This window comes from Phocoenobacter atlanticus subsp. cyclopteri (assembly GCF_018343795.1).
In the GTDB taxonomy this organism is placed as follows: domain Bacteria; phylum Pseudomonadota; class Gammaproteobacteria; order Enterobacterales; family Pasteurellaceae; genus Phocoenobacter; species Phocoenobacter atlanticus.
On the sequence record NZ_CP074346.1, the window covers coordinates 1,040,862 to 1,059,095 of the forward strand.

Sequence of the window (18,234 nt, forward strand, 5' to 3'; positions counted from 1 at the left end):
TTTAATCCTCACGATAAGCAAGCACCCCTGTTGAACCTTTATAGGCACTTGGACTAGTATTTGAAATAATGATACGACGAGGCATTTTTACCCCATCTGACTCTGATGGAATCGCTAGTTCAAAAGTGGCTAAGTTTTTATTCAATGATTTTATGGTTTCCACTACATAAAAACTTGGAGCTACCGCATTACTATCAGCGTGTTCATTTCCATTAATAAAGTTAATTGCATCTAAGTGACGTGCATAAACTTGCTGACGTGTAACTTTTGCCCCAACAACCCCATTACCGTCAACAAGAGCAGTGACTAATCCATACATATTTGAAACACTTAATGTTGGACGAGTTGAAGCCCCTTGTGAATTGGTTGCAAAACCAGATGCATCAATAGGGTAGGGAGTGTAAGAAATACCCGCAAAAATAATCGGTTGTCCCTTTTCGTTAAGCTGATTACAAAGGTTATAAACTTCACCACCAAAAGCAGATAAATCAAGGGTAAAAAGTTCAACCATTGCAGATTGTTCCAGTTTTGGGAACTCTTTAATCTGATTTTCAGATAATTGTTTCACGCCAGTACCTCTTCCATTTCCCATTGTAATTCCCAAACGCCGCCACCTTTTGGCATACGACGATAGCCTTTTGCTTTATATTTTTTATAAGATTCATCAGGAGTAACTCGCCATAAAAAGGCTTTATAGCCTGCATGTTCATCTAGGAATGCTTTGATTTTATCAATATGCTTTTTGGTTCCTGTTGCTGAAACTGACCATTTTTCTAAAATAGGGGCAAGACTTTGAGGTTGTCGCTGTTCGTAACCTTCACCAAATTTCACTGTTTTTACAGGATAATCTGCCGTTGAACTGCTTCCTATTGCCACATCAAACTCAAATGTTTTCATTTCAACTCCCATAAAAAAACCTACTGAATAATTTTACTCAGTAGGGTTGATTTTTGATATTAAGGTGCTTTATTGAATTTATAGCATAGCTTCACATTTTTTCAGTCTGTTCATTAAGTTTTTTTGCATTATTGCCCAAGGTGAAACAATAATGGCTTTGACCGTTGTTGTGTTATTTTGATTAGAAATTATTTCAATAATGTGTCCTACAGAGTCAGGATCACCATTAAATATCATTTTCCCTTTTTTAGTATCAACCAAAGAGAAAGGAATAGATGTTCCCCATTGTGTTTTAAGGCAATTAACTGTTTCATCGATACTTGAATTTGTATTAAAAGTAAAAGCTGGCTCTTCTTTCAATCTTTTTTCCATAGATACAGATGCACAACCTAATAAACTTACTACTATCACTAATAATAATATTTTCTTCATAGTCCCTCCCTCTGATATTATTATTTAAGAAAAATCTTATTATATATTAAGAAGTTTTAAAATAAATGATTATCTTGCAACACTTAACATACCTCCTGCTCGCATTTCTTTTTGTAATACAGATTTAATAGCAAATTCCAGACTTTCTGCAAGTCGTTTACCTTCTGCTGCTTGACTTTGTGAACTGCTTTGAGTTTCTTGTCCGTTTACATTGACACTAATTTCAATATTGTTAATTTGCCCTGCGGTATTGTTCGCTTTATTGCCTCCATAAACTTGTACCCCCAATTTGCCATTTGCTCCACGAGTTAAAGGCATAATCGCTTCAGGTCCAGCTTCACCTAGTACGCCTAAACCTCCTGCGTGACTAAATGCCGTAGGACGGTTAAAAATATCACCTTTTGCATAAAATTGAACACCTTGATTAAATGCACCACCATTCGCAAAAAATTGCCCACCACTATCAAAAGCCCCACCTTTAGAAAATCCTAAAGCACTCATTCCAGCTTTGAATGCTTGTAAGATAGCAAACTTAATCAGCATTTTTGAAATGTCAGCTAAAATAGAACGAGTTAAGTCTTTAAAATTCGCTTTTCCTGTTGTAACAAAATTCGCTAAACCGTCAGCCATTGAACCTATCGCATTTTTAGATGCATCTTTCATCACACTAAATGCAGTTCCTGCACTTCCAGTCACTTCTTGAAGCCCTGCTTTCATTCCACCAGCCCAATCATTATCGTGTTTTTGTTGCGCGATATTACGCTCTGCGACAAGTTCAGCACGCTTTTCTTTTAATGCAATAACTTCATTTCTGATTGCTTGAGCGTTTTGCTCAGATAATCCCTGCATTGCTTGTTGTGCTTGTTTCCATAAATCATACTCATAACGTAATTTTTCAACTTCTTGGGCTTGTAAACCAATCAATGAAGTTTCAAACGCATAATCTTCTAATGAAGCGGTCTGATTTTGTTTAAAATTTGCAATGGCGGTTAATTGTTCTTTTACTGATTTTAATGCAGATTTTGTTGTATTTGCTTGTTGAGTTAATGCTTTTAATGTTGAATTTTCTGCACCTTGCTCTGATTTCTCTGTATTTTTTTGATGCTCAATTTCAGCAAGTTTTTTCCACTCTTGACCAACTGCAGTAATTTTTTCCATCATAAAATCTGCAGCACTACCTATATAATCAGTATCCATTCCTTGATTAAAAGCGTCATAAACCGATTGAGCCGCAGATTGAGCATTATTTTCTAATTTCTCAAATCCAATTCCCTTTATATCAATTTCAACACCTGGCAATTTATTTAATAACTCTGCTGAACCCTTAATAAGATCATTAATTCCTTCTAACGCCCAATTTACTGCATCAGTAATAATACCTGATAAAGCATTTGGAAAATTATCATAGATAGCAATGATAGCCTTAAAACTACCAGCCCAAAAACCAATAAATTTATTGATAAATGTTTTAACATTATTTAAAAATGTTTTAAATACACTTAAAATAGCATTTAAACTATTATTAAAAGGTTCATTTAAGGCGTTTACAAACCCTGTTAATTCTTCAAAAGAGGGAAAAACACTTGAAATAGCATTATCAATTAAATGGAATGCAACAACGACATAGTCACTTAAGTTTGCAATACTTCCTTCTACGGGATGAATCTCATTACGAAATAGATATAAATAGCTAATTGCTGTAGTTAATCCTGTTATAATTAAACCGATAGGGTTTGCGGCAATAGCAAAATTAAATCCTTTGGTCGCTGTTGTTGCTAAACGAACAGCACCTGAAAAAGAGAAAAGTCCACGTGAGAAATTTATTATTGAACTTGCACTGGTTGCTAATATACCTCCTTTTTGAGTTGCATAAAAAGTAGCACTTGCTACAGTTGCTATTGCTAGAGATTTAGTCAGAGTTCCTAAGTTTTCAGCAACAAACATTAAACCTTTAGCTAATGTTTCAGTTGCACCATTAGTCTTATCAAATTCACCAAGCCCCTGTACAAATTTATTTTTAACTTGTCCCCATGCTTCTCCTACTGTAATGGGCATTTTTGCAAATTCTGTTTTTAATCTATCCGCTTGTCCTGCTAAGGCATTTACAACAACTTCGGTTGTTAGCTTACCATCTGCTGCCATTTGTTTTAATTCGCCACGAGCAACCCCCATCCCATCTGCCAATGCTTGCATTAAGCGTGGGCTTGCTTCAGCCATTGATTTAAATTCGTCCCCAGCTAAAACACCTGAAGCCATTGCTTGTGAAAGCTGAGTTTGGACAGAGGTAACTTCCGCACTGCTTGCACCATAGAGTTTTAAACCATAAGTTACAGCTTCAGTGGTTTTTGCTATTTTATTTTGAGCAATATCATATTGGTCTGCAGCAGTAGTTAAACGTGAGAATAAATTAACAGTACTTTGGTAATCTGCACGAGCTTCTTTTGCAATACGAGTAGAAGCAGAAATAGCTTGTTTATATGCTTCTTGACTACCTGTTGCTGTAAGTAATCTAGCATTCATTTGTTTTACACTATCGGCTGTATCTATAAGTTCTTTCCCAAATTGTGCAATTTTAGAAGCAGCAAAAAAACCAATTAATTGACTTTTAGCCCTTGCAAGTTGTTGAGAGATAGAGGTTAATCCTTTACGAGTTTTCCCTGCATTTTTATTAGCTCTTTCTCCTAAATCATCAACTGCTTTCCCTGCTTTTTTTATTCCAGTGATCATTGCCGTTCCGTCAGCATTAAGTCTTAAAGTAAGTTGCATATCTTGAGCCATAGTGCTATCCTTTTTCTTATTTGATTAATCTTTTTATCGCAATGTTATTACTTATTTTTATTGGATTTTCTTTACTTGTACTATCAAAATCATATCTGCCTGATAGTATTGTGATGATTTTTGTAAAAGTGCTAGCATGGTTTATTATTGTTACATTTAGCACTCTTTGGTTATTTAATATTTTAGGAGGGATTGCTTTACTGTTAGGTCTAGGGCTATTTATTTATGCTATTAAAGATACGTTTTTAATCATTAGTTATTAACAATATGTTCATTCATTATTTGAATATACCCACCTAATGCAATTCTCCAATCTCTAAACTGTTGCGATGTAACTTTTACCTTTTCATTTTTTAGTAAAATATCCACTGCTTGCCAATCCACTCCCATTATCACCCCTGAATAATCATTAAATTTAAAAGCGGCAAATTCAAATAAAAAAACGACCGCTTGATGCTCTCGCCAAATAATTAAGGTTTCAAAATTAAATGGCTCCTTTTCCTTTTCAACACCAAATTCAGCAAAGGCTTCATCTTGAGCTTGTTGGTCATTTTTATATTGTTGATAAGCAAGGGTTAGGCGAGCATAATGCTCGCCCAGTTTGATTAAGAGTTTATCTTTCCCAAGTCACCACCCATTGATTGCATAAAACCTTGTAATAAAGCAATACGAAACTCGGTAATATTCAATAATTTCGCACGATTTTCAGGTGTATCTTCCACCTCACCATTATTATCTTTAATTTGTCCCTTTTCCCAACCTGCAAAAATGCGGTCAAATACATCATTTTCAGCAGCAGGAATTTGGGTTAATTCAAGTTTACTGGTACTTTCCATTTGCTCAATTAAACTTATTTTTTCATTATGTGGTAAACGGTTGTATTTCACTCGAACTGCAATTTTTTCAAATGTACCGTTATTTGGGATTTTAACTTCAACTTTCCACGTATAAGTATCTTGTAATTTATCAATATTAAACATTTTAATTCTCCTATTTATTAACTAAAAATAATGGTATATGGGGCAGTATTGCCTTTTTGCATTGCGGTACATTCAATTTCATAGCCTAATGCACCGTCAATATCTGTTGCTTTTGGAATATCAAGGGAAACATTTGGAAAATTTAGGCTAATTTTTTCACCTGCTTTTGTGCCGTGTTCTAAAACAAGAGGCATTTCCACACCGTCCCACGCTTTTTGATAAAGGTTAATTTCAGAAAGAGCAGGTGCCCCCACTACCACTTTAACCATCGGTTTACGGTCAGAAATCATTGCAGATTGATGATTAACTAAATCAAGAGCGGTAATTTCATTGCCTGTGGTATATTCAAATCCTTTCATCGGATAATCACGCCCACCGATTTGGAATTTTGGTGTATTGGCAAAATTAATCGCTTTTGGTGTTTGATAGCCTTCAACTAAAGTTCTCAACCCTGATGGTTGTGTGGTTGGAATTGTGCCTCCCACCATTGAGATTTCGAAATCCCAGTAACCAATTTCGCCACTGTTAGCGGTTAGTTTAATTTCTGCTTGTGCTTCTTTTCCGATATGAAATTCGCCATCAAGCAAGAATGCCACTGTACCTTTTTGAATATTTTCAGTAATTGGTGTATAAGTTACTTTCTTCTCATTCGCTTCGCCTGTATTTTTAACGGTTTCACTGTGTCCGCTCATTAAAAATAGTTCACGATAAGCAGGGGGAACACCTGCTGTACCACTTCCAGCAAAAGCGATTTTACCTGTGATTTTTACCTTATCAGAGGTACGGTGTTTTTTATTCGCTCCCCAAGAAACACCATCAGTTTCTTGTTCTTCGCTATCACCTTCGAAACCAATTTCTACATCTTTGGTTTCCACTGCTTTAAGCTGGGCAATTTGACCTGTTAAATCACCCATTCCTAAAAGCAGTAATTTTTTCTTAAATTTACGAGTTAATGCTACATTTGCCATTATTTACTCCTGTTTAGTTTAAATTATTGATGAATGGCTTGCGTATATTGAAGTTCATAAACATCAGCCCAAATATGCAATCCATCACTTAAATCAATTAAACGCCCTGATACAAATTGTAGAGGGTCAGTTTCTGTTTCATCGTATTTAGGGCAAAAACCTGAAATTGCTTTTAATACACGTTTTTGCATCCGTTCCGCCAATTCACCGACCGCTTGCCCATTGCTATCTGTTAGATTTTGGCAAAGTGTGACAATTTGATAGCGTTCTGTAATACGTTGATAGAAATCACTGTGACTTTTTGCAGTGGTTTCCAATTTAATTACGAAGCACCCTTCAGTAATAGTTCGATGATTTAAACAATCATCAAGCTCAGCACTATCTGAAACAATAATAAAAAGAGGATGACTACTTTTATCATCAACTTCTTTTATTCGCTCTGCAATTTGCTGTCTTATTGTCATCATCTTTCCTCATAATAAGTGATTACAAGTTTTTTAATTTCCTTATTATCATCAGTACTAATACCCAAAAATGGACGAGCCTTTACACCCCCACCACCAAATTGCATACGTCTTGCGTATTCCATATTTGTACCAATTTTCAATTCTGATGGGCTAACATTACGAATGATTGAACTCATTAAATCATCATTAAAACGCAATAAGCCCACATTAGGTTTAACTCTATTTTTAAAAGCAGCGTACTCAGGACTAAGTTGTTCCCAAGATTTTCCTTCAGGGCTTCGTTTAGTTGTATCAAGTCGTTCTTTGGTACTTGCAATCAACGTATCGCCAATTCCTGCAAAAAGCGGTTGTAAATTTTCGCTTTTTTGTACGAGCTTTTTTAAGACTTGTTTAACATTTCCGTCTAATGTAATGGAAACTGACATCTACAACCCCGTTTAAATTGCGTTTAAATCGCTTATAAAACGTTTAAAAAAATTTAGCCGTATAATTGAGTGATTTTTTAATCATCTCGCCTTATACGGCGTTTTTCGTGTTTTCTACTGATTAAGTTAAACGCCCTAATGTTTGACGATTACATCGTCTTGGTTCACTGGTAATTTCAGCCGTATTTTTAACCACTTGTTGCTTTGGCTCATTTTCCTGTTTGATGATGTTTAAACCTAGACTTGTTTCACCTTTTGCGAAGCGTTCTAGGTGCTTAATTGCATCATCATAGAGTTTTTGAGCAGCACTTTCTTTGCTGTTGCTATTACCCACTTTTGTTTGCAAGTAGTAAATAGCTAAATCTAAAGAAAGTGTTTTCACAAAATGAGGCACGGTTTCAATCGGTAAAGTAACACGCTGACCGATATAGCTATCCACCAACGCTTGACCGTCCGCTAATGCCGCATCAGCCACTAAATCATTAATGGCATCAGCTCGCATATTGGGATTAGTGAGTTCAACTACCGCCTTGTTGCCAAGACGGTTAATTAAATCAGTAATGGTTGCGTAAGCCATTCTTAACCTACATCACTTCTTGGGTTACTAACACATCAACCAAATCTTTATTAATATTGGTTTCCCCATTTGCCAAGCGTTCCGCTTTCACAATTTCTAAGGCTTTCGCTCGCAGTGAAGGTGGTACAACAAGCAAAGTAGGTTTAATATTTAGTGGACGACCACCGTCAGCAGTTTGGCTCATCATTGCTGAAACCGCCGCATTAAAGTTTTCAGGGGTTAATTCCTGCTTGCTCATATAAGCCATTTGCCAGAAACCGTAACCTGCATTATGTCTTGCTCGCACACCGTAACGGAATTCGTCTTTCATAAACACAGACTCATCATCAAGTTTTGTCATTGCGGTTAATTCAATGGCTTGTCGTTGTTGAAAAATCAGCGGTTTTAGTGGTTGTGAAGTATCAAGCAAGAACCAAGCGGCTTGTTCGCCAGCCACCATATTCGCTACATCGGTTTTCGCCCCTGTACCATCGTGTTTAGCAAAAACAGGGTGGTTTGTTGCAAAGAATTTTTTACCGTCATAACAGTTGTTCTTATCGCCATTTTTTAGAAAATCAAACACTAATTTATCAGGGTGCTGGGCAGCACGTCTTGCGAGGGAAGTAAAACGCATATTATATTGCCCCAAATTATCATCTTCGATATGCACACGAGCAACGCCAATACTTGACTCGAACAGTTTATTTGGAATGTTGTAATCGTATGTTTTAAAGTTTTTAATATCACGTTCACCCACCCATTCGGTTAATTCTGGCATTTCGCCTAACCAGCCATAGGTGTTGCTCGCCGTGTTTGAGGTTACAACCGTTGCCACTTTCTGATATTCAGGCTCAACACTTTTAAGGGCATCATTAAAAATTTTATTAAAACTGGTGTTTAATACTTTTAAATTTGCATTGTCAATAATCGCCATTTTTATTCTCCTTGTAAGTCTTTTTCAGTTAAACCAAGTTGGCTTAATATTTTTTTCTGTTCACTATTTAACGCCACACTATCACTTTGCGGTGGATTATCAGGTAACGCTACATCACCGATTAACGGGGCTTTTTTCTCAATAAATGCGTTAAACGCCTTTAAACCGTCTTCCGTTGCACATTGAGCTTGATAGTAATCCTTATCTGCTGGGGCGATTTTCTTCGCTTTGATTGCAGAATTTAAGGCTAATTCAACCGCTGCGTTATGCTTATCCTTTTCAATTTGAGCAAGTTTGGCGTTAGCAGCATTTAATGCCATTTCGGTTTGGTCATAAGTTGCCTTAGGCACAAACGAGTTTAAATCAGGTGCCTGGCTTGCTTTGGTTTGCAGGGCGTTAATAGCGGTGCAAATTTCATCGGTATTTGCAGTTGCATTAAGCCCTAGTTTTTCTGCGATTTGTTTCACATTTTGCTCCTTTGGGTTTTCTAAATTATCTTGCGTATGATTTAACGCAGGGACATCAAGGTTTGGTTTATTGGTCAGCCCAACGCTGACTAATTTGGTAATATTGCCCGCTGTGTCATATAAAAACGCAGGCGAATAAAATTTATAATGTTTATTCTCAATGGCTGTCTTACCTAAATCATTGAGTTCTAAACGCCCTTTGATATGGTTACCCTCAATCGCAAGCTCTACAATCCAACCGCTTGCAGCAGTGTTTGTAGAAAGTTCGCTTTGATGATCAATATCTAAAATAAAAGGTAATTTGGTTCGCTCAATGACAAGTTCAGGATTGTGGTTATTCCAAGTTCGTCCATCACGACCTGTAACTTGTCCGATAGGAATTAAAGGAAGCCACAAATCGCCTTCGGTTTCTTGAACCTTAAATGTAGGCAGTTCGTGGCATAATGCAGAAGTTTGTTTTTTCATTTTAAACCCTGTTTAATATTGACTTAAACAGAGTTTAAAGGGTATTAAAAAGAAATGATATTAAAGTGCTTTATTGATTTTTGCTTATCTTTGTTTTTAGAAAATAGCCTTCTAATTGCCAGATTTTACCAAAGGCATCTTCATAAGCAATGTTCTCTCCGATTTCTTGATTATAATTATTAGGATCTGCAACAGCAGATTGCCCTAATACTTCAAAGCCATTTTTTAAAGTTAATACACAGACGGTTAAACTTTGTGTTAAACGATGATATTCCGTTTTAACAACAAGGCTCTCTAGGTACTCTTTTGTAAGATAATTTTTCATTTTGTTTTCTCCTATTGATTAAAAAATAATTTTGATTTAATATTTATTAAGTCGCTAATGGTTTCCTAATGGAAAGGTTACGCTGTAAAAGGGGTATTATCCTGTTCGAATCAGGCAATTTAGCGACTATAAACCACCATATAAAATATCAAAATCATACAATGCTGTATTGTCTATAAATAAACTCCCTGTTCTAACTAAATTTACTTTTACTCGAACTTTTTTACCTTTCTCATTTTTAACTTTAATTTCGTAATTTAAACGTATTGCTAATTTACCTTTGTCGGTATTAAAAACATAAAGCAACGTATTTTCATTATTTCTATCAAGTAAAACTGCATCAGGTTTTCTTAATTTCATTGGTAATTGTTGCCAAAATTCAAGAGGTAAATTTATACCTAGATTTTTCTTGCTGTCTCTTAATGCGTGTAAAATATCGCTATCTCTCACTGAAATAATGGGATGCTGTGGTGCTTTATTAAGTTGTTTAAGTTTTGATATAACTTGATTATCAATTATACCCACAGCCATTGTTTGCCCTCGTGCAAACTTGCTTTTATTCAGTGTGGCAACCCAATCACTAAATGCTTTATCTAGATAAACGTTACTTGTACTGTTTAGTAATCCTTTAAATAATCTGGTTGCTAAATGTTGATCTTGAATTAAATAACGATTAAGTTTATTGGTAATCAACGTTAAATCACCTTGATTACGATTCTTACCCACGTTGTATTCAAAACCCGGGCTTAACCCTTTTGGTACTTTAACTACTTCACCAGTGTGTGGGTTTATCCAGTCGTGATACTCAATTTTAGGGCTTTGTGATATACCAATCTCTTGTGCCTTTTCTTCTGTGAGCTGTTGCACCCAACACTTACAACCCCAACCGTTCATCGGCATGTGAGTATCCCAAAATGGATCATCAACAGGCAACACTAAACCTGCAAAACGCTGATGAGCCTCCCTGTGGTGTACACTTGAACCTAAACGATACTGCAAATAAGGAAAGGCTTTTTTACTTTCTTGAAAACGTTGCCAATCACCATGCCGTCTTGCTTGTGTTATATTCGTTTGATAAACCTTGCGTAACCGCCTATCAGATAAACGAGTAATGACATCTCCTGTCTCTTCATCAATCTGCTTAAAATTACCCCAACCGCTTTCGCCTAAATTTTTCAATAAATCACGTTTAAAACTGTGAAATGTTTGTCCTTGTGCAATCGCTTTTTGGACACCTTGATGCAATTCAGCCAACAAATCTGCTTCCATTACTTTTGCCACAGTAAAAGCGTGTTGATGCTCATCAGCATAGACTTCATACCAATTAAAAGAGGTTTTTAATTTTTTACTTGCAATATAGACAATAGCTTTGTGTGGGATAACTGTTTGCATAATAATTACTTCTTATTTTTAAGTTTTTCTAAATACTCTTGAAATTCTTCATATTCTTTATCGTAGTGTAAATGCATCATCTCTCCGTTATTCAACCGAACCATCAACAAAGGCTTTGACACCAGCAAGAGCAAGAGCAAGGGCATCAGCAATATCAGAAGTATTTAATTCAGCACTATTTAATATTTCTAATAACTCATTAAAATTATTCGCTTTTTGCAATTTTTCAGCTAGTTCTTTAATCGCATTTTGAGTTGTATTGATAAAACCTTCTTCATCTTCATCAATATTTTCTTCAGTGCTATTTAGTGCTGTTTTGTGGTTGCAAGCGGTATGATTTTTTGAATTTTTTGCAATTTTTTCATCAGATTGTACCGCTTCCACACCTAATAATTCATCATCATCTTGTGGATCAGGAATACCCAACTTATCCCTTAAAAAGCCCTGTGACACTTTTAAACCAAGTGGAACCAGTTTAGTTACACCATCAACAAGTGATGCAATATCTTCAGCTTCAGCAATGTAAAACACCAGTTTTGGATAATGTTCTTGCTCGCCAAAATGAAAATGAATAAAGGGTTTGATTAACTGTTCGTTAATTGTTGCGGCTAATTGTTTCGCATCAGTTCTTAATAAATCTAATCGCACTTCATTGTGAACATTCGCCTGCGACTGACTTGAACCATCATCAGCCGTCATTGTCTGCCCCAATACCGCTTTACTGATTTGTTTATCTAACCAGTTTGCAAGGTTTTCAAACACACTTTCGCCACCTTTGGCACTTGCAGCTTCTATAAACTCAACTTTCATTGTTTCAGGTATAATCGCAGCCGCATCAGTACCAATATTAGCAACAGCACGCTTTAAAATCGCTTGATCTTTATCACTTGCCCCATTTTGATATTTACCAATACGAATAGGCATACCAAAGACTTCACAAAATGCCATCCAGTCCGTTAAAGCATAGGTTTTACACATATAAGAAAGGGCAGACATTCGAGCCAAGCCACCACGAATAGGGATACCTGCTTTTAGTTTCGGTGTATGAACAACAAATTTATAAGGCGGTAGTGGTGTGCCATCTTGCCCCTGTTCATCACGTAACAGAAGTTTATAGGCATTATCTTTGGCAAAAGTGAAATAACGAGGATCACGCCAATAGTAATTAGCAGGTTTAAATTCATCATCCCAAACAATTTCAACAGCAGAATAACCTTTGCCCAGTGCATCAACTAATCCTGCAAGAAAATCATCAAAATTTGAATTTTTTACTAAATTTTCAACCGCTTCAATAATCTCATCTTTGACATCAGAACTCGCTTCAACGGTTCTATCTAAGCCTTCAAGGGCAAGTTTACGAGTACGCAATACCGAGCCATAATGTGGCTCACGTTCTTCCATTTCTTCAGCTAACGTTAAATAATCATTGCTATCACCTTCGGTAGCATTACTTAAGACATTAGCTAATTTTGACGGTGTTAAACCACTGGCTACGGTATCGGTATTCCAAGCACGACGCACACCTTGAATAGAACTTATTGCGAGCTCTTCGGTTAACAATTTTTTATTTAGTTTTTCATTTTCTTTCATTACAGGTTACCTCTAATAAATCGGTCTTTAAATCCGTCATCATCAAAAAAGTTGTCTTTTTGGGTTACAGCTTCATAGCCATATTCGACGATTTTTGCTGAAATATTTCGTTGTGCGTAGTGCATTAAAAGTAGAGCAATCCCAGCATCGCCGTGTCGTTTATTTCCATCGGTGCTAGTGGTACGTTTATCAGGAATACGAGGCACACCTTTGACTAACTCAAAAGCCCTTAAATCTTTTAACATATCATCGGTTTTAGGAATGTTAATTAGTGTGCTATCTTCTAATGCAGACTTAAATGGACTGGTATTTTCTCGATACCATTTTTCACTAAGCATTACGCAATCAATTAAGCCGTATTGTGTCTTCTCGTCCCATTTACCAAATCTATCAGCTGCACATTCAGACAAATACTGACCATTACCGCGTGCGTCAAAAGCGGCACCTGCAAAGTTTGGTAAATGCTCCAAAATAAACAGAACAATTTGCTCTTGTTGTTTAAAAGGGATATTACGAAGTTCAACGACAAATTGAACATCTAAATCTAAATTAGGCTGTTCAGCTCCCACAGGAATAACAGTTAAATCGCCATTACGAGCAAAGTCTTCCCCTGCATAGTGTTTTAAGTCAGGGTTAAGTTTAGAAATCACAGGTCTTAAGGTTTCATTACACCAATCATCAATTTCAGCTCGGCGAACTTTTTCATCAAGCAAATTAAACTCATCACTTTTTTCAAGGGCAATCACAGGCGTTTCTTTACTCATGTTTTTTTCAATCATTGGACGAGTAAGCCACTGACCTGAGCCATTTTGTGGAATACAGTAATATTCTTCTAATGCACCTGCTTCTGTTGCAGAGTTTTTAATAAGATCTTGTTTCCATTTGTTTTCTTTTTCTTGTGTCCACTTTTGTTTTGTTACTTGGCAAATTCGTTTATATAAACCTTCAGAACAAGCATCATCTAAATCAATAGTATGAATTGAATAATCTTTTTTACCTGCACGACTATCGATGATTAACTCATTAAATAAATTATCAAATCCATTATGTGTTGAGATTAACCGAATTTTACCGCCCCACATTGTAAGAGCCATTGCACCATTAACTGTTTCTTTTAATTTCTCATTAAATGCAGATTCGTCAATAACAACGAACCCTTTCATGCCACGCAAATTTGTAGGATTTGATGAAAGAGCCTTTACTTTAAAACCAGATGCAAAATAAATAACAAATGCTAGGATATCTTTGTCTTCGTCTTTAAAAACCTCTTCTTGCGTTTCGCTTGCCGCATAATTAAATGCTTTCCCCCACATTGCGACGGCATCAATATATTCACGAGCCATATCTTTGTTTGTTCCAATATAGAAACAATCACTGCCACCATCTGACTTTCTTGTACTTGCAGTTAAAGCATTAATTGCTGCCTCAGCCCAAGTCAATCCTGTACGACGTGATTTTTCTGCAATCTTTAATTGGCTATTATCAGCTATCCAGCGTTTTTGATAACCAAGTAATAATTCATCTGGTTCAAACTCTCCAAGATTGTCAAGAAACTCCTGACATTCTGGGTGTAATACATTCAGTGGACGTTCATTTATTAAAGCCATTATGCAATTCCTAAAATCTGCTCTTTAATTAGTTTCACCGTATCGCCAGAAAGCCCTGCCTGAACCACGACTTTTTCAGCCGTTTCAGCGGCAAGTTGTGCCATTTCTTTTCTGATTTTTCTCTCTCGTTCATCAGAAATACTTTGTGCTTGTTCGATACGATTAGTGATTAAGGCAAGCTGATTGATAAATTTTGGATCGTTAATCGTTTCATCATCAGCGTTTAATGTTAGTTCAAACGCCATTGTTTTAACGGTTTCCATTAACAATTTTCCGATGTCTGACTGCGGGGTCTCACCGAATTGTTTCGTCCACACTTGTGCAATTTCACGAGATTGTCGGATTTTACTTGCCATTTTTTCCATTCGGCTGGCATAACGATTTAACCCACTGCGACTTAAAAACAAACTTTCATCAAGCCCACAATCACGGATTAAATCATTAATTTCTTCCAAAATTTCAGCTTGTGAAAATTGCTTGTCTCTTAGCATTGTTGCTAATTGTGTTTTAATATTCGGAGGCAATAAATCCACTTTTGAGGCTCGTCCTCGCGTTGGTTTTTCCATAAGTCTTCCTACTCCTAATAACGTGGACTTGGCTTTTTAACCCCAGCCACCACACTATGCCCTTCGGCAACATCAACGCCACGAGTAGTAATGCTTGCTACAAAGAAATCTGTACCTGCACCTGTTTGAATACGATTGATCTTAACCAAGCCCTGTTCTTCTAAAAACATCAAATGAGTACGTACCAAATCACGGCTAATACGATGTCCATAAACGGCTAAACAATCTTTTAAAATACTCTCATTAGCATCATAATCACACTCAATTAAAGAGCGTAAAATTACTAAACGTTGATCTTGATGAATTATATTTTTCATTCTTTGCCTACCTCTTTTTCTACTAATAAACCTACTAAACGACTTAGCCCTTTTACTTCAGCTTTAACTTCTGTATGAAATGCTTTGGTTTCGCCGTTCATTTCTGTTACAGCGAGCTTTAAATCATTAAAATCTTTTGAAGACGGTAAGTGTTGCAAGCTATCTTCTATTTTTGTTACTCGATGATGCAAATCACTAATGTCGCCTTTTTTTTGCATAACGACTATCAAGTTTCAGCCAAATAAAAGTGCCTAAAACTCCAAAGACACTTAATGAAAAAAACCAGTATTCTTTTATCCAATGAATAAACTCAATCATTATTGCTCCTTTCCATTACAGATTTTTTGATACACTTTGTTATGTATCAATACCTGTCTTTTGGTTTCAGTTGTATCCTGTCTGCTTGGGTAAATCAGCCCAAAAGCATTACAACTATTTGTTGTTACGCAAATATCCGCCTTGTTCGAGCAACTGATCAACATCATTATCAGACTGCAAGCGGTTATTTTCTTCAATATTTTTACGAATTTGGGCATTGTTAATTTCCTGTTTTAACTGTTCATTTTTGCGGTTGCTATTGTCTAATTGTTTAATGGTTTCTTCTAAACGGCTTTCTAACCATTTAATATAAAGAAAGCAAAAAAGAGCAACCACTCCAATTAAAAACCCGATCATCAAATATATAATCATTCTTTCCCTCTTTTCATTGCATTTGCAAAGCCTTTAGTAGCGGCTCCACCGCCGCAAAATATTGCAAATGTCATAAATAACTCAGGTACATAGGAGCGGTCTAAATACACGCTATAACAAAGAATGCCAGCCATCAGCAATGCACCGCCAAACTGAATAAAAGCAGTTGTAGAAAGCCGTCCATCCGAGTTAGTAATAAGCTCTTTCATCATCAGCCCCTTACATTGTTAAGATTTTCTGTAACAGTATTTCGGCAGCAGTGTAACCACCATTGATTTTTCTGCTTTTAAGAGCGTTTTTACTTACATTCTTTTTACTTGTATTTTTTGTTTTAAAAATTTTATGAGAAAAACGGTTATATAATTTATATAAGAAATTCATAGCATTACTCCTTAAATAAATGTGGTTCATTAATCACTTGTTCGCTGTCTAGCCACTCCCACACATCAAAACACGGGCAGTCTTTCATAAATTCATTTGGGGTGATTTTCCCGTCGTGATTTAAGTCTGGCGACAAGTCACGATGTCCAAGAATGTTAGCTTTTGGATGTTGCACTTGTAGATGTTGCAATAACTCGCTTAATGCGTACCATTGGGCTTTTGTGTATCGCCCATAGTTTTTACCATTGACTGTAATGCCACCTACAAGACAAATACCGATAGAATTACTATTGTGGTGTTTAGCGTGAGCACCTATTTCCCCCACTTGTCGCCCAGTTTCTAACGTGCCATCAACATCAATAACAAAGTGATAGCCAATCGCTTTTAGGTGTGGATTAAAGTGCTTGATAGCTGGATATTGACGACGAAACCCTCGCTTTCTGTGCATATCATCAATGCGTTGGGCTGCGGTTTTGCCTCGTTTAGCAAGCGGTTCGCCGTTTTGAGTAGCGGAGCAGTGAATAATAATTTTTGTGATAGGTAAAGACATAAAAAAACTCTCTTTAAATGGTATTTAAAGAGAGTTTAAATATTATTGTATTTGAGTGATATTAAGGTGGTTTATTGATTTCCATTATTAAACAAATCAGGCTGTGCTTTATCTTGCATCTGCTTACGAATACGTTTAATTATATGATATACCCATTGCTTACTTATACCAAATTCACGTGCCAATTCTGCGTGATTAAATCCGTTAAATTTTTCCCAAATTTCTAAATCTCGTTGAGAGAGATTAAACACAAGATTAATCGGAATATAAAGCATTGAACCGCCCCATTCTTTCGCCATTGCTTGTGCGATATCAATACCTAATTGTTCAGCATTCTCTTTTGAAAGATCAAGGCTTTGAACTGCAACAGTTTCAACAACTTGAGCCAACCCAATTAATACATCAGGTGTTTTTTTAGTAAATACATCTTTTTCTATCATTATTTACTCCTATAATCTAGCCAAATCTGATACTCAGGTGTATTTTTCACTTGCTCAATCTGCCCCAAATCTGCATAACGCTGAATATATTCAATCGCTGAGCGTGTTTTATCTTCTTTCAGACGATCTTGTATTGTCTGATTGTTATTAGAACTCGGTGCAAACATTACTCTTTGCGACTCATATACAGATTTTAAATAATTGTGATTAGTTAACGGCTCTAAATTACGATTATCACGTCTTTTTTTGCGTATGCTTTCTACCGTTTCGCTTAACACGTGAGCGAGTAGTAGCGAGCAAGGATAGAGTTCTAACACTTCATTTAATAATTTCAACGCACGAGCATTATTTAAGTTGCTTTTTAAGGGTTTGAATAGTCCTAAATAATTTACTATCGGCTTTGCACAGCCGTGTGTTAGTTGACTGATTTTTCCTAGTAATTCACGTCCTGCTTCATCTTCGATGAGAGCTTCTAAGTGTATGTCGCAATGACAAACAGGGCATTTTGCTAATTTCATTATTTAGCCTCCTGCATTCTTTGTTGCCATTTTTTCAAACATTCTAATACTATCGTGGCTTCGTGGTCTCTTAATCCGTTAATATTTAACATTAGTGTGCCATTCGGTCGAGGATTGATAATTTTTCTTGCCCAAGTATCTAATGCTTTTTTACTCCCATCTTTAATAAAACCTGCACGAGCCATTTGTTGCCAAATCACGTAAATCTTGGGTGTAATTGCACTTTTATAACGATATGAAGCGGTCTTTTTCTTATTAAAATTTGCAAATTCATTCAGTTTTGCTCCTTTTGTCTTCAACTCACTGATAACTTTATGCAAATCAACAATGCTACATTTTGTTGCACTGTTTTTATTTGTTAAACGCATCAACATTGCACGATAGCTATCATCAGCCATATTTAATTGTTTTTGACCGATTTTAACTAACATAATTAAACGCTTTTTTTCGTTCTTTAGTTGTTCTGATGTCATTCTTTATCTCCGATGA

At 36.1% G+C, this 18,234-nt stretch carries 26 protein-coding genes; all 26 read right to left on the reverse strand.

Annotation, left to right across the window (positions count from 1 at the left end; all coding sequences use genetic code 11):
• Position 1 precedes the first annotated feature (1 nt).
• Positions 2–592 carry a phage minor tail protein L gene (locus tag KGI96_RS04915; RefSeq protein WP_211597920.1) on the reverse strand — a complete coding sequence of 197 codons (591 nt, stop codon included), beginning with the start codon at positions 590–592 and terminating at the stop codon, positions 2–4.
• A complete protein-coding gene (locus KGI96_RS04920; protein ID WP_211597921.1) occupies positions 565–897 on the reverse strand; it encodes a phage tail protein in 333 nt (110 codons plus the stop codon). Before KGI96_RS04920 ends, KGI96_RS04915 begins: the two co-directional genes overlap by 28 nt.
• Positions 898–975: 78 nt before the next feature.
• Positions 976–1,329, reverse strand: coding sequence for a hypothetical protein (locus tag KGI96_RS04925; RefSeq protein ID WP_211597922.1), 354 nt, complete (start codon positions 1,327–1,329; stop codon positions 976–978).
• Positions 1,330–1,398: 69 nt separating this feature from the next.
• A complete protein-coding gene (locus KGI96_RS04930) occupies positions 1,399–4,107 on the reverse strand; it encodes a phage tail tape measure protein (protein WP_211597923.1) in 2,709 nt (902 codons plus the stop codon).
• A 252-nt stretch (positions 4,108–4,359) separates the two neighbouring features.
• Entirely contained in the window at positions 4,360–4,497 is a 138-nt protein-coding gene (locus KGI96_RS04935; RefSeq protein WP_211597924.1) for a hypothetical protein, read from the reverse strand.
• 215 nt (positions 4,498–4,712) lie between these two features.
• Complete coding sequence (locus KGI96_RS04940) at positions 4,713–5,087, reverse strand: hypothetical protein (RefSeq protein WP_211597925.1); 375 nt, start codon at positions 5,085–5,087, stop codon at positions 4,713–4,715.
• A gap of 17 nt (positions 5,088–5,104) precedes the next feature.
• Positions 5,105–6,055, reverse strand: coding sequence for a hypothetical protein (locus tag KGI96_RS04945; protein WP_211597926.1), 951 nt, complete (start codon positions 6,053–6,055; stop codon positions 5,105–5,107).
• A 23-nt stretch (positions 6,056–6,078) separates the two neighbouring features.
• Positions 6,079–6,522, reverse strand: coding sequence for a phage tail terminator protein (locus KGI96_RS04950; protein WP_211597927.1), 444 nt, complete (start codon positions 6,520–6,522; stop codon positions 6,079–6,081).
• The gene (locus tag KGI96_RS04955) at positions 6,519–6,947 is read right to left on the reverse strand and encodes a phage virion morphogenesis protein (RefSeq protein WP_211597928.1); all 429 of its coding nucleotides are present in this window, start codon (positions 6,945–6,947) and stop codon (positions 6,519–6,521) included. The genes KGI96_RS04950 and KGI96_RS04955 overlap by 4 nt, the downstream gene beginning before the upstream one ends.
• A 121-nt stretch (positions 6,948–7,068) precedes the next feature.
• Positions 7,069–7,524 carry a gp436 family protein gene (locus KGI96_RS04960; RefSeq protein ID WP_211597929.1) on the reverse strand — a complete coding sequence of 152 codons (456 nt, stop codon included), beginning with the start codon at positions 7,522–7,524 and terminating at the stop codon, positions 7,069–7,071.
• A 7-nt stretch (positions 7,525–7,531) separates the two neighbouring features.
• Positions 7,532–8,437: a Mu-like prophage major head subunit gpT family protein gene (locus tag KGI96_RS04965; protein ID WP_213156572.1), complete on the reverse strand. Its 906-nt coding sequence runs from the start codon at positions 8,435–8,437 to the stop codon at positions 7,532–7,534.
• Positions 8,438–8,439: 2 nt separating this feature from the next.
• Positions 8,440–9,369, reverse strand: a complete 930-nt coding sequence (locus KGI96_RS04970) for a phage protease (RefSeq protein ID WP_211597931.1) — start codon at positions 9,367–9,369, stop codon at positions 8,440–8,442.
• Between the two features lie 70 nt (positions 9,370–9,439).
• Positions 9,440–9,694 (reverse strand): Gp49 family protein, encoded by a 255-nt coding sequence (locus tag KGI96_RS04975; RefSeq protein ID WP_211597932.1) that lies wholly within the window; start codon positions 9,692–9,694, stop codon positions 9,440–9,442.
• A gap of 126 nt (positions 9,695–9,820) precedes the next feature.
• Positions 9,821–11,086 (reverse strand): phage head morphogenesis protein, encoded by a 1,266-nt coding sequence (locus tag KGI96_RS04980; protein ID WP_211597933.1) that lies wholly within the window; start codon positions 11,084–11,086, stop codon positions 9,821–9,823.
• Positions 11,087–11,173: 87 nt separating this feature from the next.
• Positions 11,174–12,676, reverse strand: coding sequence for a DUF935 domain-containing protein (locus KGI96_RS04985; protein ID WP_211597934.1), 1,503 nt, complete (start codon positions 12,674–12,676; stop codon positions 11,174–11,176).
• A complete protein-coding gene (locus KGI96_RS04990; RefSeq protein WP_211597935.1) occupies positions 12,676–14,283 on the reverse strand; it encodes a hypothetical protein in 1,608 nt (535 codons plus the stop codon). Before KGI96_RS04990 ends, KGI96_RS04985 begins: the two co-directional genes overlap by 1 nt.
• The gene (locus KGI96_RS04995; RefSeq protein WP_211597936.1) at positions 14,283–14,849 is read right to left on the reverse strand and encodes a DUF3486 family protein; all 567 of its coding nucleotides are present in this window, start codon (positions 14,847–14,849) and stop codon (positions 14,283–14,285) included. The genes KGI96_RS04990 and KGI96_RS04995 overlap by 1 nt, the downstream gene beginning before the upstream one ends.
• 14 nt (positions 14,850–14,863) lie before the next feature.
• Positions 14,864–15,166 carry a VpaChn25_0724 family phage protein gene (locus KGI96_RS05000; protein WP_211597937.1) on the reverse strand — a complete coding sequence of 101 codons (303 nt, stop codon included), beginning with the start codon at positions 15,164–15,166 and terminating at the stop codon, positions 14,864–14,866.
• Positions 15,163–15,384, reverse strand: coding sequence for a DUF2730 family protein (locus tag KGI96_RS05005; RefSeq protein WP_229577242.1), 222 nt, complete (start codon positions 15,382–15,384; stop codon positions 15,163–15,165). The genes KGI96_RS05000 and KGI96_RS05005 overlap by 4 nt, the downstream gene beginning before the upstream one ends.
• The gene (locus tag KGI96_RS11125) at positions 15,362–15,484 is read right to left on the reverse strand and encodes a DUF2730 family protein (protein WP_229577244.1); all 123 of its coding nucleotides are present in this window, start codon (positions 15,482–15,484) and stop codon (positions 15,362–15,364) included. Before KGI96_RS11125 ends, KGI96_RS05005 begins: the two co-directional genes overlap by 23 nt.
• Before the next feature lie 114 nt (positions 15,485–15,598).
• Positions 15,599–15,856 carry a DUF2681 domain-containing protein gene (locus tag KGI96_RS05010; RefSeq protein ID WP_211597938.1) on the reverse strand — a complete coding sequence of 86 codons (258 nt, stop codon included), beginning with the start codon at positions 15,854–15,856 and terminating at the stop codon, positions 15,599–15,601.
• Positions 15,853–16,071, reverse strand: a complete 219-nt coding sequence (locus KGI96_RS05015; protein WP_229577258.1) for a DUF2644 domain-containing protein — start codon at positions 16,069–16,071, stop codon at positions 15,853–15,855. Before KGI96_RS05015 ends, KGI96_RS05010 begins: the two co-directional genes overlap by 4 nt.
• 170 nt (positions 16,072–16,241) lie before the next feature.
• Positions 16,242–16,787, reverse strand: a complete 546-nt coding sequence (locus KGI96_RS05020) for an N-acetylmuramoyl-L-alanine amidase (protein WP_211597940.1) — start codon at positions 16,785–16,787, stop codon at positions 16,242–16,244.
• Positions 16,788–16,858: 71 nt separating this feature from the next.
• The gene (locus tag KGI96_RS05025; protein ID WP_211597941.1) at positions 16,859–17,227 is read right to left on the reverse strand and encodes a Mor transcription activator family protein; all 369 of its coding nucleotides are present in this window, start codon (positions 17,225–17,227) and stop codon (positions 16,859–16,861) included.
• Positions 17,227–17,745: an HI_1489 N-terminal domain-containing protein gene (locus tag KGI96_RS05030; RefSeq protein WP_211597942.1), complete on the reverse strand. Its 519-nt coding sequence runs from the start codon at positions 17,743–17,745 to the stop codon at positions 17,227–17,229. The genes KGI96_RS05025 and KGI96_RS05030 overlap by 1 nt, the downstream gene beginning before the upstream one ends.
• The gene (locus tag KGI96_RS05035; protein ID WP_211597943.1) at positions 17,745–18,218 is read right to left on the reverse strand and encodes a gp16 family protein; all 474 of its coding nucleotides are present in this window, start codon (positions 18,216–18,218) and stop codon (positions 17,745–17,747) included. Before KGI96_RS05035 ends, KGI96_RS05030 begins: the two co-directional genes overlap by 1 nt.
• Between the last annotated feature and the right edge of the window lie 16 nt (positions 18,219–18,234).

Bases quoted from the DNA above. Each gene is read 5' to 3' on its own strand.
- KGI96_RS04955 (WP_211597928.1), bottom strand. From the start codon at position 6,947: ATGTCAGTTTCCATTACATTAGACGGAAATGTTAAACAAGTCTTAAAA.
- KGI96_RS04935 (WP_211597924.1), bottom strand. From the start codon at position 4,497: ATGGGAGTGGATTGGCAAGCAGTGGATATTTTACTAAAAAATGAAAAG.
- KGI96_RS04915 (WP_211597920.1), bottom strand. From the start codon at position 592: ATGGGAAATGGAAGAGGTACTGGCGTGAAACAATTATCTGAAAATCAG.
- KGI96_RS05020 (WP_211597940.1), bottom strand. From the start codon at position 16,787: ATGTCTTTACCTATCACAAAAATTATTATTCACTGCTCCGCTACTCAA.
- KGI96_RS11125 (WP_229577244.1), bottom strand. From the start codon at position 15,484: ATGATTGAGTTTATTCATTGGATAAAAGAATACTGGTTTTTTTCATTA.
- KGI96_RS04930 (WP_211597923.1), bottom strand. From the start codon at position 4,107: ATGGCTCAAGATATGCAACTTACTTTAAGACTTAATGCTGACGGAACG.
- KGI96_RS04985 (WP_211597934.1), bottom strand. From the start codon at position 12,676: ATGAAAGAAAATGAAAAACTAAATAAAAAATTGTTAACCGAAGAGCTC.
- KGI96_RS04980 (WP_211597933.1), bottom strand. From the start codon at position 11,086: ATGCAAACAGTTATCCCACACAAAGCTATTGTCTATATTGCAAGTAAA.
- KGI96_RS05005 (WP_229577242.1), bottom strand. From the start codon at position 15,384: ATGCAAAAAAAAGGCGACATTAGTGATTTGCATCATCGAGTAACAAAA.
- KGI96_RS04975 (WP_211597932.1), bottom strand. From the start codon at position 9,694: ATGAAAAATTATCTTACAAAAGAGTACCTAGAGAGCCTTGTTGTTAAA.
- KGI96_RS04990 (WP_211597935.1), bottom strand. From the start codon at position 14,283: ATGGCTTTAATAAATGAACGTCCACTGAATGTATTACACCCAGAATGT.
- KGI96_RS04950 (WP_211597927.1), bottom strand. From the start codon at position 6,522: ATGATGACAATAAGACAGCAAATTGCAGAGCGAATAAAAGAAGTTGAT.
- KGI96_RS04960 (WP_211597929.1), bottom strand. From the start codon at position 7,524: ATGGCTTACGCAACCATTACTGATTTAATTAACCGTCTTGGCAACAAG.
- KGI96_RS05000 (WP_211597937.1), bottom strand. From the start codon at position 15,166: ATGAAAAATATAATTCATCAAGATCAACGTTTAGTAATTTTACGCTCT.
- KGI96_RS04970 (WP_211597931.1), bottom strand. From the start codon at position 9,369: ATGAAAAAACAAACTTCTGCATTATGCCACGAACTGCCTACATTTAAG.
- KGI96_RS05010 (WP_211597938.1), bottom strand. From the start codon at position 15,856: ATGATTATATATTTGATGATCGGGTTTTTAATTGGAGTGGTTGCTCTT.
- KGI96_RS05035 (WP_211597943.1), bottom strand. From the start codon at position 18,218: ATGACATCAGAACAACTAAAGAACGAAAAAAAGCGTTTAATTATGTTA.
- KGI96_RS04965 (WP_213156572.1), bottom strand. From the start codon at position 8,437: ATGGCGATTATTGACAATGCAAATTTAAAAGTATTAAACACCAGTTTT.
- KGI96_RS04995 (WP_211597936.1), bottom strand. From the start codon at position 14,849: ATGGAAAAACCAACGCGAGGACGAGCCTCAAAAGTGGATTTATTGCCT.
- KGI96_RS04920 (WP_211597921.1), bottom strand. From the start codon at position 897: ATGAAAACATTTGAGTTTGATGTGGCAATAGGAAGCAGTTCAACGGCA.
- KGI96_RS04945 (WP_211597926.1), bottom strand. From the start codon at position 6,055: ATGGCAAATGTAGCATTAACTCGTAAATTTAAGAAAAAATTACTGCTT.
- KGI96_RS04925 (WP_211597922.1), bottom strand. From the start codon at position 1,329: ATGAAGAAAATATTATTATTAGTGATAGTAGTAAGTTTATTAGGTTGT.
- KGI96_RS05030 (WP_211597942.1), bottom strand. From the start codon at position 17,745: ATGAAATTAGCAAAATGCCCTGTTTGTCATTGCGACATACACTTAGAA.
- KGI96_RS05025 (WP_211597941.1), bottom strand. From the start codon at position 17,227: ATGATAGAAAAAGATGTATTTACTAAAAAAACACCTGATGTATTAATT.
- KGI96_RS04940 (WP_211597925.1), bottom strand. From the start codon at position 5,087: ATGTTTAATATTGATAAATTACAAGATACTTATACGTGGAAAGTTGAA.